Raw genomic sequence first — 15945 nt, 5'->3', positions numbered from 1 at the left:
AAGGAGTATTGAAATGACACACTATCATTTTGTCGGAATTAAAGGCTCAGGCATGAGTTCATTAGCACAAATCATGCATGACCTTGGTCATGAAGTACAAGGTTCAGACATAGAATCTTACGTTTTTACAGAAGTTGCCTTAAGAAATAAAGGGATAAAAATCTTACCCTTTGACGCAAATAATATTACAAAAGAAATGGTTGTCATCCAAGGTAATGCATTTCCTGATAATCATGAAGAAATTGTTAAAGCACATGAATTAAAGCTTGATGTCATTAAGTATCATGACTTTCTTGGTCATGTTATAAATCAATATACATCTGTTGCTGTTACAGGTGCACACGGTAAAACGTCTACAACTGGTTTGTTATCACATGTGATGAATGGAGATAAAAAGACCTCATTCCTAATCGGTGATGGTACAGGTATGGGACTACCAGGAAGTGACTATTTTGCTTTTGAGGCTTGTGAATACCGTAGGCACTTCTTAAGTTATCATCCTGATTATGCAATTATGACTAATATTGATTTTGACCATCCAGATTATTTTAAAAATATCGATGATGTTTATGATGCATTCCAACATATGGCGTTAAATGTTAAAAAAGGAATTATTGCTTGGGGTGATGATGAATATTTACGTAAATTAGATGTGGATATTCCGGTTTATTATTATGGCTTTAAAGAAACAGATGACATCTATGCTAAAAATATTCAAATTACTGAAAAGGGTACGCAATTTGATGTATATATTCAAGGTGAATTTTATGATCAATTCTTATCCCCACAATTTGGAAATCACAACATTCTAAACGCACTTGCTGTAATAGCAATTAGTTATTTAGAAGACATGAATGTAGAGAATATTAAAGAAGCCCTGATAACATTTGGTGGTGTAAAACGTCGTTTTAATGAAACAAAAGTATCAAATCAAGTATTAGTAGACGATTATGCACACCATCCAAGAGAAATTAGTGCTACAATTGAGACAGCGCGAAAAAAATATCCACAAAAAGATGTTGTTGCCGTTTTTCAACCACATACGTTCTCAAGAACTCAAGCATTTTTAAACGAATTTGCTGAGAGTTTAAGTAAGGCAGACCAAGTATTTTTATGTGAAATATTCGGTTCAATAAGAGAAAATACGGGAGATTTAACTATAAAAGATTTAATCAATCGTATTGACGGCTCGACGCTTATAGATGAAAATAGTATTGACGTATTAGAAAAATTTGATAACGCTGTAATTTTATTTATGGGCGCAGGTGACATTCAAAAGTTACTAAAAGCTTATTTTGAAAAATTAGGCGTAAAAAATGATTTTTAATATGTTTATATAAAAGCATCATGGGTATTAAATATTAATGACTTTTATTTTATGGTAATTAGGAGGCGTTTTTAATGGATTGGATTTTACCAATTGCAGGAATCATCGCTGCGATAGCGTTTTTAATTCTATGTATCGGTATCGTCGTGGTACTTATTTCTGTTAAAAAGAATTTAGACTATGTGGCTAAAACACTGGATGGTGTTGAAGGCCAAGTTCAAGGTATTACTCGTGAAACTACTGATTTACTTCATAAAGTGAATCGCTTAACTGAAGATATTCAAGGTAAAGTTGATCGTTTAAATTCTGTAGTTGATGCTGTTAAGGGCATTGGAGACTCAGTACAAAACTTAAATGGATCTGTAGATAGAGTTACAAACTCAATTACGCACAATATTTCTCAAAATGAAGATAAAATTTCTCAAGTTGTACAGTGGTCAAATGTTGCAATGGAGATTGCTGACAAATGGCAAAACAGATACAATCGTAGAGGAAGTGCAAACTACAAAACAAACACTGTAGCAGATGATGCAAATCATAGCTACAATTCTCGTGTTAATAAATAATTAATACTATTTAATGACAAATGCACTTAAATGAGGCTTTTACTTATTTAAGTGCTTTTGTTTTAGGAGGAAAGTTTATGGAACATTATAATCGTGATAATTTCGAGAAAAGCCATACAAGCGAAGAATTGTATCATCGCTCATCTCGTTCACAATCTAACTCATTGAAACGTAAGGATTTCGTAGTTAGTTTCATAGCAAGTGCGATAGTAGGTTCTGCTGTTGGATTGTACTATAAAAATAAAATATATAAAAAAACGGATGAATTGAAAGAAAAAGAACAAGATTTACGCAGTAAAGTTGAAGACTATAAACAACGAGCGGAAGATACAATGTTTTCTGTTAAATCTAAAGTTGAGCAATTAAAAAATGATTCCAAAGATAATATACATGCAGATGAATTACAAGCTCAAAAAGCTGCGATACAACGCGAAACGCATTTAGCGGATGAATCACCGGAAGCTCAGGCAATTCAAGAAGCAAAAAAAGAAACAAAAAAAGCGGATGGTGTGAGACCATCAGCAACAGAATTAGCAGCTCAACAAAATGCGATACAACGCGAAACGCATTTAGCGGATGAATCACCAGAAGCTCAGGCCATTCAAGAAGCTAAAAGTGAAGTTGATTCAAACAATAAAACATCTATGACACACATAGATAGTGAGAAAGAACCTTCTGCTGAAGAAATTGCAATTGCTCAAACGGCAGTTAAAGAAGAAGCACGTAGCCATAATTTAGCAAACCCATCTGCAAGTGTAGAAGATACTAAAAGTAAGTCAGAAACTGAAACAGAAAAATTAGCTGCAGCGGCAAAAGCAAAAAGAGATAAAATAAATAACAATAATAAAGTTGCTAGTAACACGAAAAACCTAATGCAAGAAGAATCTATAAAACATTCAAATAACTCTGATGTTCCAAATCTTGTAACTAATTTAAATCAATCTCAAGCATCAGGTACTAATTTAGATGCTTATCGCTTAGCACAGGCAGCAAAAGAGAAAAAATCTAAGCTCACAAATGGTTCTAAAGAAACACAACTTACAGAATCATTGTTAAAAGAACCATCAATTGCGAAAGCTCAAACAAAATTGAAGCGTATCCCTACACTTATTACTGAATCTAAACAACATTCAAATAATCTACACATCCAAAAAAATGCGAATCAGACTAAGAACATTACAGCAACTAAAGAGGATTCCGAAGGTAAACAGCAACATACACCTAATCAAAACAAACGCAATAAACAACAAAAAGTAGAAAAAACTAGTAGCAAAATTGAAAAACGAACATTTAATGATTAATCTCGAGTTTTAAATATTCACAATGATAAAGAGTACAATGAAGTGTATTGAACATTATAAAAGTTATATTCTTTATCTACTTAACACGATTTATAAACTATTGTAATTATTATGTTAAATTTTAAATGTAAGTCATTAATTTAAGAGATTATTTCACTTTAATATTAGAAATTTAAATAATATCAGACATCTAGAGGTAGGACGACGAATTTATATTCAGTTCGTTCCTATCTCTTTTATCATTTTAATAATATTAGAATGTCATTATTTAATAAATTATTATTTACATAAATTTACAGAAGATTTAGTATTTTCTGTAAATTAACGCTTGAACTATAAATGTGAAATTGTTAAAATTAGATTTGAATATTTTTAATTTTATCGCTTTAAAGTAACATACTTTATGCGGAACTATATCTTAGAGGTGAGTAGAAATGACGAATAAACTAGAACAGTATAGAGAAGAAATTGTTTCCTTAAATGATCAAATATTAGAATTACTATCGAAGCGAGGAGAATTAGCACAGAAAATTGGTGAAGAAAAAATTAAGCAAGGTACACGAGTATATGATCCTCAGCGTGAAAAGGAAATGATTAATCAGCTATTAGATAAAAATAAAGGTCCATTTAACGACAATGTGATTAAGCAATTATTTAAAGAAATTTTTAAAGCCTCTACAGATTTACAAAAATCAGAAAATGAAAAACATCTTTATGTATCACGTAAATTGAAACCTGAAGATACGATTGTTAAATTTGATAATGGCGGAATCATTGGTGATGGTAATAAATCATTTGTATTTGGTCCTTGTTCTGTAGAATCACAAGAACAAGTTGATGCTGTAGCACAAGATTTGCAGGCTAAAGGTGAGAAATTTATTCGTGGTGGAGCGTTTAAGCCTAGAACTTCTCCTTATGATTTCCAAGGTCTTGGAGTAGAAGGTCTTAAAATTTTGAAAAATGTTAAAGATAAATATAACTTAAATGTAGTAAGTGAAATAGTTAATCCAAATGATTTCGAAATCGCTTCAGATTATTTGGATGTTTTCCAAATTGGTGCTAGAAACATGCAAAATTTTGAGTTGCTTAAAGAAGCTGGTCGTACAGACAAACCTATTTTATTGAAACGTGGTTTATCAGCAACGATAGAAGAATTTATCTATGCAGCTGAATATATTGCTTCACAAGGTAACCGAAATATTATTTTATGTGAGAGAGGTATTCGTACATACGAAAAAGCAACTAGAAATACATTAGATATCTCAGCTGTACCTATTTTAAAGCAAGGAACACATTTACCTGTTATGGTTGATGTAACGCATAGTACAGGTAGAAAAGATATTATGTTACCGACAGCGAAAGCGGCTTTAGCCGTTGGTGCTGATGGAGTTATGGCCGAAGTTCATCCAGATCCTTCTGTTGCTTTAAGTGATGCTGGTCAACAAATGGATCTTAATGAATTCAATCAATTTTATCATGAATTAAAACCACTTGCTGATATGTACAATTCGAAGAAACTGAAATAGTAGATCAATGTATCGTTATACAATTAAATAAGTAATAATTTCCCATAGTTCTATATATTTTGAGCTATGGGAAATTTTATTTATACCAACTCATTAATAAAAAATCACATAAAAAATATTAAATGTAACGAAGTTTTTAACAGAATTGTGACAAAAACATAAAATGATTTCACAAACTATACAAATATGATAAACTTTGAAAATGATATGAAAACACGTTATAATAACAAATAAAACGTTTACAAGGAGGAAATTATGACAGTTACAATATATGATGTAGCCCGAGAGGCCAGGGTATCAATGGCAACTGTTTCACGTGTAGTAAATGGAAACCAGAATGTTAAACCAGAAACACGTAATAAAGTAAATGAAGTCATTAAAAGGTTAAACTATCGACCTAACGCAGTTGCAAGAGGTCTTGCAAGTAAACGTACAACGACGGTCGGAGTTATTATTCCAGATATTTCAAATGTTTATTACTCTCAACTTGCAAGAGGTTTAGAAGATATTGCAACAATGTACAAATATCACTCAATTATCTCAAACTCAGATAATGATCCAGAAAAAGAAAAAGAAATTTTTAATAATTTATTAAGTAAACAAGTCGACGGAATTATTTTCTTAGGTGGAACTATTTCTGAAGAAATTAAAAGTCTTATTAATCAATCATCTGTACCAGTCGTAGTTTCTGGAACGGATGGTAAGGATGATCATATTGCATCTGTAAATATCGATTTTAAACAAGCAGCCGAAGAAGCAACACAATATCTTATAGAGAAGGGTGCTAAAACTTTTTCTTTAATAGGTGGAGAATATTCTATAAAGGCACAAGATGATGTCTTAGAGGGTCTTAAAAATGTTTTAAGTCAGCATCAACTAAAATTAGACGATACATTACATTTATCTGGCAATGAAAGTTACAAATCAGGTATAAAAACATTTGAACAATTACATTCGAATTTACCAGATGCTGTTCTTTGTATCAGTGATGAGCAAGCAATTGGTATATTGCATAGTGCACAAGATGCTGGTGTAAAAGTACCTGAAGACTTACAGATTATTAGCTTTAACAATACACGTTTAGTTGAAATGGTGAGACCACAGTTATCTAGTGTTATTCAACCATTGTATGATATTGGTGCTGTTGGAATGAGATTACTGACTAAATACATGAATGATGAAGAAATTGAAAATCCTAATGTCATATTGCCTCATAGAATAGAATATCGTGGGACAACTCAGTAAAAATAATGAGTGACATATAAGAAATCTAGATTAATGCTCTATAGTGAAAAAATATTTTCATTATAGAGTGTTTTTCATATTCTTTTATTGTATCTAAATCATTCAATTTTTCTATATAAATTCACTTTAACAGATATTACTAAGGAATAGCTTTGTAATTGTTTTTGTTATTACAATTAAATATTTAGTAATTTTATGGATGAATATGATTATCATATTATCAACGAATTACAAATTTTGTGATTCGTGTAACTTTTGCAAAAATTTCTTATGTATCCAGAATACGAATAGCATGAGTATTTCTTAAATAACGAACTTTTAGTACTAAATACATTAAAATATTCGACATTTAAATGTAAGTCGGTTATCATGATTCATATAACTCGTTAATTATTTATAATCAAGGGGCTGAATATTTTGGCACATTTATCAGATTTAGAAATAGCAAACTTATCAAAACTTAAACCAATAAGTGAAATTGCAAAAAAAGTAGGAATTACTGAGGATGCTTTAGAACCATACGGCCACTATAAAGCTAAAATAGATATTAATCAGATACAAGAACAGGAGAAAAAAGGGAAAGTCGTATTAGTAACTGCTATGAGCCCAACACCTGCTGGAGAAGGAAAATCCACAGTAACTGTAGGTTTAGCTGATGCATTTAACAAGTTGAATCATAATGTTACCGTTGCATTACGAGAACCTGCCTTAGGACCAACTTTTGGTATTAAAGGAGGCGCAACTGGTGGTGGTTATGCTCAAGTACTTCCTATGGAAGATATTAATTTACATTTTAATGGTGATTTTCATGCAATTACTACTGCAAACAATGCACTTTCTGCATTTATCGACAACCACCTACATCAAGGAAATGAATTAGGAATTGATCAAAGAAGAATTGAATGGAAACGTGTTTTAGATATGAATGATCGTGCGTTACGTCATGTTAACGTAGGATTAGGTGGTCCAACTCACGGAGTACCTAGAGAAGATGGTTTTAATATAACAGTTGCGTCAGAGATAATGGCCATTTTATGTCTAAGCCGAAATATCAAAGACTTAAAAGAAAAAATAAGTCGAATTACCATTGGTTATACACGTCATCACAAACCGATAACAGTTTCTGATTTGAAAGTAGAAGGTGCATTAACTTTAATACTTAAAGATGCGATTAAACCAAATTTGGTTCAAACAATTGAGGGAACTCCAGCTCTTGTTCACGGAGGCCCTTTTGCCAATATTGCTCATGGTTGTAACTCTATATTAGCAACTGAAACTGCTAGAAACTTATCAGATATTGTTGTTACAGAAGCAGGATTTGGTTCTGATTTAGGTGCCGAAAAGTTTATGAACATTAAAGCTCGCGAAGCAGGTTTCGATCCTTCAGCAGTTGTTGTTGTAGCAACAATTCGTGCTTTAAAAATGCATGGTGGTGTTGCAAAAGACCAACTTCAACATGAGAACATAGAGGCAGTTGAAGCGGGACTCGTTAATCTTGAAAGACATGTGAATAATATTAAAAAATACGGTGTCGAACCCATAGTAGCTTTAAATGTATTTATTCATGATACACCTTCTGAAACAGCGTGTGTGAAACAATGGGCTAAAGATAATCAAGTACGTATTGCTTTAACAGAAGTATGGGAAAAAGGTGGAGAAGGTGGAATTGAACTTGCTAACCAAGTATTCGATGTAATGCAGGAACCTCAAAACTTTAAGCCTTTATATGAGTTAAAACAACCACTCGAAGCTAAAATTGAAACGATTGTTAAAGAAATTTATGGAGGTTCAAAAGTAAATTTCAGTAGTAAAGCACAAAAGCAATTAAAGCAATTTAAAGAGAATGGCTGGGATGAATATCCGATTTGTATGGCTAAAACTCAATATTCATTTAGTGATGATCAGACATTGTTAGGTGCCCCAAATGATTTTGAAATAACAATTAGAGAACTTGAAGCTAAAACGGGCGCTGGATTCATCGTTGCATTAACTGGTGCTATAATGATTATGCCTGGTTTACCGAAGAAACCAGCTGCACTAAATATGGATGTTACTGATGATGGGAAAGCAATAGGTCTTTTCTAAGAAAATAAAAAAGAGAGTGAGTCAGTGTTGTTAATAAATATTGCTCGCTCTCTTTTCATTTCAAAAATTTTGAAAAATATATTTGATTTTTATTCGTCTTTCGATTGTTTCAGCAAGTGCTGTTTAATATTGTATTTTTCAGCATTTTTGTATTGTTGTTTAGAAATTTTTCCTTCAACACGCATACGTTTAAGTACGTATTGTTGACGTTTCATGCTCAATTTTAAAAGATGGTGAGGCTTTATTTTGCCATGTTCGTCATAAGGCGTATAGCCATATGGACTTTGCAGTAAGCCAATGAGATACGCTGATTGTGCAACATTCAAATCTTTTGCAGGTATACCAAACAGACTATATGAAGCGGAAGAAATACCAGTTATATTGGCACCGTTGTAGTCATGACCAAAAGGAACGATATTTAAATACGTATATATGATTTCATCTTTTGATAATAAAGTTTCGACCCGTGTAGCCAAGATAATTTCATTTGCTTTACGACTATAAGTTTTTTTGTTTGAGAGCACTTGATTTTTTACTAATTGTTGCGTGATCGTACTACCACCAGAAGATTGGTTTGAATTTGTGATATCTTGAAGCATCGCTCTTAAAAGTGCTTTAGGCATGATACCGTTATGTTTATAAAATAATGTATCTTCAGAGGCTGTAAGTGCATGTATAATATTTGAATTTACATGGTTCGGTCCAACTATAAGTGTATTTTGTGAATGATCATATTCTTCCAAAATTTGATTATTATGATTTATTAGCTCATCGCCAGGTATATTAAGGATTTTTGCTTTCAAATCTTTATCACTTATTGACGAAGCATCTTTAGTTAATTGTTGGAAGTAAAATACTAATGACAACAGTATGATAAAACCAATCAAAAAAAACACCAAAAAAATCATGACACATATATGTTTGACTTTTTTATATAAATGTTCAAATTTAGTATATTTATCTGTAGTTAGTATTTGATACTTGTTGAAATGCATTAGATACCTCCTAAAGTTAGATATAGTATACCACATCTTGAAATTTGACTTTTAAAATAATGTTAACTATAATAATATTCAATTCAATATGTTTTGAATATAAAGGACAAGTAACTTTTGAGAAAGCTTAAAGAGAACTAGTGGTGGCTGTGAACTAGTAGTTTCTTATTGGTGAATACACCTTGCTATTTTTATTATTCAACGTTTTATTAATGAACGTATCATTAAGAGAGATATTTATGAGTAACGAACTCTATCTAAGTATGGTGGTACCGTGCATAAGCACCCTTACATTTTTGTAGGGGCGCTTTTTAATAGGTTTGAATAAATCACTATATTTATTAAATATCTTTAACTTTTTTAATTTAAAAAATTAGGAGGATTTTATCAATGGCTAATGCTTTAATAGAAGATTTAAAATGGAGAGGGTTAATTTATCAACAAACAGATGAAGAAGGTATCGAAGAATTATTAAATAAGGAACAGGTCACTTTATATTGCGGTGCAGACCCTACAGCTGATAGTTTACATATTGGTCACTTGTTACCTTTTTTAACATTAAGACGATTCCAAGAACATGGGCATCGTCCTATCGTCTTAATTGGGGGAGGTACTGGTATGATAGGTGATCCTTCTGGAAAGTCTGAAGAGCGTGTGTTACAAACAGAATCACAAGTTGAAGCTAACGTCAAAGGCCTGTCTAATCAAATGCATCGGTTATTTGAATTTGACAGTGATAAAGGGGCACAATTAGTCAATAATAAAGATTGGCTTGGTCAAATTTCGTTGATTAGTTTTCTTAGAGATTATGGTAAACATGTAGGCGTTAACTATATGCTAGGAAAAGATTCTATTCAAACTCGTTTAGAACATGGTATCTCTTATACAGAATTTACTTATACGATTTTACAAGCTATTGATTTTGGTTATTTAAATCGTGAGTTAAATTGTAAAATTCAAGTAGGCGGTTCTGATCAATGGGGTAATATTACAAGTGGTATTGAATTAATGCGACGAATGTATGGACAAACTGAGGCATATGGACTAACAATCCCATTAGTAACTAAATCGGATGGGAAGAAATTTGGTAAATCAGAGTCTGGAGCTGTGTGGTTAGATCCTGAAAAGACAAGCCCATATGAATTTTATCAATTTTGGATTAATCAATCTGACGAAGACGTAATTAAATTCTTAAAATATTTTACTTTTTTAGAAAAAGAAGAAATTAATCGATTAGAACAATCAAAAAATGAAGCGCCTCACTTACGTGAAGCACAGAAAGCACTAGCTGAAAATGTGACGAAATTTATTCATGGAGAAGCAGCTTTAAAAGACGCTATACGCATTTCGAAAGCACTGTTTAGTGGAGATTTAAAATCGTTATCTGCTAAAGAACTTAAAGAAGGGTTTAAAGATGTACCTCAAGTAACGCTATCTACAACAACGACAAATATAATTGAAGCACTTATTGAAACAGGTATTGCTTCATCTAAACGTCAAGCTCGTGAAGATGTAAACAACGGTGCAATATATATTAATGGTGAACGTCAACAATCAGTAGATTATGAGTTAAGTAGTAAAGACCTCATTGAAGATGAAATTACAATAATTCGACGAGGAAAGAAAAAATATTTCATGGTTAATTACCAATCATAAATGACAAAAAATTATTTGATTATTTAACAATATTTTATGTATATTGTAAAAATTAAAAGATTTATTTAAAAAGGAATAACTATAAAAGTAAAACTCTGAGTATCTCTTACAATGAAGTATACTCAGAGTTTTTATTTAAAATCGGTCAACTAAAATAGCTTAAAATCAATAAGTATAAAGTGAAAATATTTTATTGAGCAAATTGACTTGGTGATTGAGATGATTCAGGTGCAGATGCTTGTTTTTTTAATTTCACATTAATATCTTGTGTCTTACCATCTCTGATAACTTTTAGAGTAACCGTTTCACCTGGTTTTTTGCTTTCGTATAAATAAGTTCTTAAATCTGTATCATCTTTTATTTGTTTACCATCTATTCCAGTAATAATATCACCTTTTTTAATGGCATTATCACTGTCCACTTTAGCTACATAAACACCTTTGTCTTTATGAGTATGTAGTTCTTTACGATAGTTTTCAGGAATATCACTTAAGTTTATAAGACCTATACCGATTGAAGGTCGTTCAATTTTACCATGCTTAACGAGTTGTTCAATGGTCACTCTAACTTCATTACTAGGTATAGCAAAACCTATACCTTCTACTTGTGCTGCCGCAATTTTCATGGAATTGATACCAACGAGATTTCCGTTAATATCTACTAATGCACCACCTGAATTACCAGGATTTATTGCAGCGTCTGTTTGTAAAACATTAACTTTAGTATTACCAGCAGAAGTATTGGCATCAATTGTACGTTCGTTAGCTGAGATAATTCCTGATGTAACAGAATTTGCAAATTCTAATCCTAGTGGATTACCCATTGCAAAAACACTATCGCCAGTTTGAACTTTTGATGAATTAGCAAATTGAATTGATTTTATTCCTTTTGTATCCTTTATTTTTAGAACAGCAATATCTGTTAGGGCATCTTTACCTATTAATTTGGCATCTACTTGTTTTGTATTATGTAGTTGAACTTTAATTTCCGAAGCACCATCAACAACGTGATTATTTGTAACGATATATGCGGAACCATCACTTATTTGATAAATCACGCCGGAACCAATCCCCGCTTCTTTTGATTTAGATGCCTTACCATTGAATAGATCATCAAGGTTTGTAGATTTTTGCATGTTTATCACGCCGACAATTGCGGGAGAAACGTCTTTAATCATGTCATGTACTGATTTGTATTGGTTACTTTTACCATCTAACTGATTGCCACCATGACTATTTGAAACTTGATGAACAGTAGCACCTTCATTGTTAAAACCAGTTTTATTAAGGAGTTTACCAATACCTAAGACGAGAAGTGCTCCAATAATTCCAGCGATTATTGCAACAATAATTGTTTTAATCCATGGAAAAGTGTGTCGCTTCTGTGAAGAATTTCGATAGTGGTGTTGATTCTTTTCTTGTTCTGACATTTGTTACCTCCATAATTTGTAGTCTGTATTACTATTATGTATCGTTTGTATAAAATTTGCTAGCAATCAACTATACGACTTTAGGAGTATTATCATAAATGCTATTGTTGTCTTTAAGATTTGGAAGAATCAATGCTTGATAAAAATAACTTTGTAGTCATATTGTTATTTATTTCAGTGCTATAGTTATCAAATGACTAAAGAAAACATGTGTTGTATTGTTCTATGAATTTGATAGTGATAAAATCATTATGATAAAGAAAATAAGCAGGTGACATTATGTACAATTTTATAAGTAAGATTTTAGATGTTATTTTAGTGAAAATGTCTAAATCATTATATGTTATTGGTAAGGAAAATATACCTAAAGATAGTAAATATGTTGTAACTTGTACGCATGAAAGTTATAACGAAGTAATCATGTTAGGAATGGCATTACTCCCTAATCAAATCCATTACATGGCTAAAAAAGAATTATTTAGGAATCAGTGGGCTGGCAAATTTTTGAAATCACTAAATGCATTTCCAGTTGATAGAGAAAATCCTGGTCCAAGTACATTAAAAAAACCAGTGAATTTACTTAAAGAACATAAAACTATAGGTATTTTCCCGACTGGTCATCGTACTTCAGTAGAGGGAGCCCCATTAAAACGTGGTGCAGCTACTATAGCAATGCTAGGGAAGGCGCCTATCTTACCAGCGGCTTATGTGGGTCCCAAAAAAATTCATGGTTTGATTACAGGTCAAGCATTAATCAAAATCGGTAAACCAATTGAGATGGATGATATTCCAAAGGATTTGAAACGTAATGAGAAAGTAGATTTCCTAACCAAAGAAATCGAAAGACGCACAACTCAATTACAAAAAGAACTAAATGAAATTTCACGTAGTTTAAAGAAATAGAGTAATATAGATATCATTACTATTGAGGAACGTCGTACATTTAAATGATTTGTATAGACGTTCTTTCTTTTGGAGTATAATTAAGCGTTTACATTAAAGTGGATAATTATTTTTCTAGAGTAAATAATTTGACTTTAATGTATGGTATAGAAAACGATTTTGCATTGCAGTGTTTTAACGTTTGATAATAAAAATAAGGGATGATATAAATGTATAAATTTTTGCAACATTTGGGTAGGTCTCTCATGTTACCTGTAGCAGTTCTGCCAGCAGCCGCAATAATTGTAGGTATAGGTCATACTTTAGATGCTTTAAATATACTGCCTCAAGCTGCTCTCTTTTTTACAAGTGTTGGGACCACTATATTAGAGCAATTAGGTATATTATTTGCTATTGGTGTAGCTATCGGTATGGCTAAGAAGAACGATGGCGCAGTAGCATTAGCAGCAGCGTTAGGTTTTTTTATAGTTACGGTAGTACTATCTCCAGAAAAATTAGCAACTTTGTTACAAATTAAAGAATCTAAGATTGATTTAGCATTTAGTCAAATGAATAATGGAAATGTGTTTGTAGGAATTATTATAGGTTTGATTGCTGCATATAGTTATAACAAATTTAGTGAAACGAATTTACCTATGGCCTTATCATTCTTCAGTGGGAAACGACTTGTTCCAATCATGACAGCATTCTTTTGTACAATTTTAGCGGTTATTTTATTATTGATTTGGCCTCCAGTTTTTAATGGCATAGTTACTTTTGGTAAGTGGATTGTTGGTATGGGGCCATTCGGTGCATTATTATATGGTTTTTTTAATAGATTGTTAATACCTACTGGGTTGCATCATGCGCTCAACAATGTATTTTGGTTTGATACTGCTGGAATAAATGACATAGGTAAATTTCAAAGTGGTAAAAATGCTATTAAGGGAATTACTGGCAGATACCAAGCAGGATTTTTCCCAGTTATGATGTTTGGTATACCGGCAGCAGCTTTGGCGATGTATCATACTGCGAAGACGAATCAAAAAAAACAAGTTTACGCTTGGTTTTTAGCAAGTTCAGTTTCGGCATTCTTTGTGGGTGTAACAGAACCCATAGAGTTTGCATTCATGTTTGTAGCTCCAGTTTTATTTGTTATTCACGCAGTTTTAACTGGATTATCATTATTTATAGCAGCAATGTTTCAATGGACAGCAGGTTTTTCATTTAGTGCAGGTCTTATAGATTATGTGCTTTCATTAGTTAATCCGATATCTAATCACCCTTGGATGTTATTGTTGCAGGGTGTAGTCTTTTTTATTGTCTATTACGTTATCTTTAGAGTTGTCATACAAGTCTTTAATTTAAATACTATAGGAAGGGGAGATAATGAACTTATCGATCCAACATCAAATGATACTTCTGAAATGGAAGTATTACAGAACAAAACCACTACAAGTAAATATTATCAAAATGCTAAACGTATTTTAGATGGATTAGGTGGTAAAGAAAATATTATTAGTTTAAATCATTGTGCAACAAGGCTTAGATTGGAGCTTAAAGACAATTCAATTATAGATGAGCAGAAAATTAAAAATGCTGGAGCTATTGGTATAACTCAAAATGGACAGCATTATACCCAAGTGATTATTGGAACACACGTACAACAAGTTGCCAATGAAATGGATCGCCAAATGAATTAGTATGTGAAAGGGCTGGCTTGTAATGAGTTTGCCCTTTTTAATTGAACCATGTAATATAGTTATATCAGAATTTTCTGAAATGAAAGGGGTAAGGCATGAAGGCTATATTATTTGATGTAGATGGCGTATTTTTAAGTGAGGAACGATGTTTTGATGTTTCAGCAATTACTGTAGCTGAACTTTTATTGAGTCCAGATTTCTTAAATTGTGGTATAGATATTCATTTTGATGGTAATTTAACTGAAAACGATATAAACAAAATACGTAGAAACGTATTCAATCATGACCGAATACTAAATCAACTAAAGTCACTAGGTTTAAATTCAAATTGGGATATGCTATTTATTGTATTTAGTACTCATTTAATTGATAAAGCTAAACAATTAAAACCATCATTACGAGAGCAATTACTTGATGAATCTTTGTTTACAAAAGATACTTTAAAGGAAATAGCAAAGTATTTAACTGATAAAACGATAAATTATAGCTTACCTTATGATGTGATAGCTTCGTTTAGAAATGGTAAAGATGCTATTTACGAAGATTTGGAAGTTTACGCTAAAAATCAATTAGAACTTAACAACACTAGTTTATTTAAATTGAAAAGTCCCTTATGGACATTAGCAAAAGATATATATCAAGAATGGTATTTAGGAAAAGCTTTATTTAATCAAGTTGAATATAAAAAAGATATTCAAGATTTTAAGAAAGGTTTCATTTATGATGAGGTCATTCTTAAACCTATAGATGAAATTCAATTATTACTTCAAAATCTAATAGAAGCGGGATATCAAATTGCGATAGCAACTGGAAGACCACGAACTGAAACAATAATTCCATTTCAATCATTGGGATTAAAATCTTATTTTAAAGATGAACATATCGTAACGGCAAGTGAGGTGTTGCTAGCTGAGAAGCAATTTCCTCAATATCAACCTTTAGGAAAACCTAACCCATTTAGTTACATCGCTACTTTAAATGGAAATTATAACGACCAATATGAACGATATGCGACAAATCAAGAAGATATCGTAAATAAAGATGAGGTATACATAGTAGGTGACTCTTTAGCTGATTTATTAAGTGCGAAGAAGATAGGGGCAACGTTCATTGGTACTTTGACTGGTTTAAAAGGTAAAGCTGCTCACGCTGAATTAGTTGCAAATGGAGCAGATTATGTAGTAGAAGATATAACTAAGATTCGAAAAATTTTATTATAGACAAAAAATG

General features: G+C 31.8%; 12 protein-coding genes. 10 read left to right on the top strand and 2 right to left on the bottom strand.

The window, feature by feature from the left end:
* Positions 1-13 precede the first annotated feature (13 nt).
* The 6 genes from murC to ACVBFA_RS03605 all read left to right on the top strand — a co-directional run bounded on the left by murC (position 14) and on the right by ACVBFA_RS03605 (position 8050).
* The gene (gene murC / locus ACVBFA_RS03630) at positions 14-1327 is read left to right on the top strand and encodes a UDP-N-acetylmuramate--L-alanine ligase (RefSeq protein ID WP_002457837.1); all 1314 of its coding nucleotides are present in this window, start codon (positions 14-16) and stop codon (positions 1325-1327) included.
* 74 nt (positions 1328-1401) lie between these two features.
* Positions 1402-1893: a DUF948 domain-containing protein gene (locus tag ACVBFA_RS03625; RefSeq protein WP_001830868.1), complete on the top strand. Its 492-nt coding sequence runs from the start codon at positions 1402-1404 to the stop codon at positions 1891-1893.
* Positions 1894-1970: 77 nt separating this feature from the next.
* Positions 1971-3194: a YtxH domain-containing protein gene (locus ACVBFA_RS03620; RefSeq protein WP_164539686.1), complete on the top strand. Its 1224-nt coding sequence runs from the start codon at positions 1971-1973 to the stop codon at positions 3192-3194.
* Between the two features lie 434 nt (positions 3195-3628).
* Entirely contained in the window at positions 3629-4720 is a 1092-nt protein-coding gene (locus ACVBFA_RS03615; protein WP_001830908.1) for a bifunctional 3-deoxy-7-phosphoheptulonate synthase/chorismate mutase, read from the top strand.
* Between the two features lie 255 nt (positions 4721-4975).
* Positions 4976-5965 carry a catabolite control protein A gene (ccpA, locus tag ACVBFA_RS03610; protein WP_002486756.1) on the top strand — a complete coding sequence of 330 codons (990 nt, stop codon included), beginning with the start codon at positions 4976-4978 and terminating at the stop codon, positions 5963-5965.
* Positions 5966-6382: 417 nt separating this feature from the next.
* Positions 6383-8050 carry a formate--tetrahydrofolate ligase gene (locus ACVBFA_RS03605; RefSeq protein ID WP_126122361.1) on the top strand — a complete coding sequence of 556 codons (1668 nt, stop codon included), beginning with the start codon at positions 6383-6385 and terminating at the stop codon, positions 8048-8050.
* Positions 8051-8139: 89 nt separating this feature from the next.
* On the opposite strand, the gene ACVBFA_RS03600 is transcribed toward ACVBFA_RS03605, so the two are convergent.
* Complete coding sequence (locus ACVBFA_RS03600; RefSeq protein WP_126122362.1) at positions 8140-9045, bottom strand: transglycosylase domain-containing protein; 906 nt, start codon at positions 9043-9045, stop codon at positions 8140-8142.
* Between the two features lie 390 nt (positions 9046-9435).
* Here ACVBFA_RS03600 and tyrS point away from each other — a divergent pair, with 390 nt between their 5' ends.
* Positions 9436-10701: a tyrosine--tRNA ligase gene (gene tyrS, locus ACVBFA_RS03595; protein ID WP_126122363.1), complete on the top strand. Its 1266-nt coding sequence runs from the start codon at positions 9436-9438 to the stop codon at positions 10699-10701.
* 190 nt (positions 10702-10891) lie between these two features.
* Here tyrS and ACVBFA_RS03590 read toward each other — a convergent pair whose 3' ends face one another.
* Positions 10892-12130 carry a S1C family serine protease gene (locus tag ACVBFA_RS03590; protein ID WP_126122364.1) on the bottom strand — a complete coding sequence of 413 codons (1239 nt, stop codon included), beginning with the start codon at positions 12128-12130 and terminating at the stop codon, positions 10892-10894.
* A gap of 279 nt (positions 12131-12409) precedes the next feature.
* On the opposite strand from ACVBFA_RS03590, the gene ACVBFA_RS03585 reads away from it, so the two are divergent.
* From ACVBFA_RS03585 to ACVBFA_RS03575, 3 genes are all read left to right on the top strand, one after another.
* Complete coding sequence (locus ACVBFA_RS03585; protein WP_002446687.1) at positions 12410-13033, top strand: lysophospholipid acyltransferase family protein; 624 nt, start codon at positions 12410-12412, stop codon at positions 13031-13033.
* A gap of 209 nt (positions 13034-13242) precedes the next feature.
* Positions 13243-14715 carry an N-acetylglucosamine-specific PTS transporter subunit IIBC gene (gene nagE, locus ACVBFA_RS03580; RefSeq protein WP_002474999.1) on the top strand — a complete coding sequence of 491 codons (1473 nt, stop codon included), beginning with the start codon at positions 13243-13245 and terminating at the stop codon, positions 14713-14715.
* Between the two features lie 95 nt (positions 14716-14810).
* A complete protein-coding gene (locus ACVBFA_RS03575; RefSeq protein ID WP_002474959.1) occupies positions 14811-15935 on the top strand; it encodes an HAD family hydrolase in 1125 nt (374 codons plus the stop codon).
* The last annotated feature ends 10 nt before the right edge of the window (positions 15936-15945 follow it).

The sequence above is a fragment of the Staphylococcus sp. MSU001 genome (genome assembly GCF_052976705.1).
The sequence above is the reverse complement of the archived record's forward strand: the minus strand, read 5'-3'. Positions and strand labels throughout refer to the sequence as shown.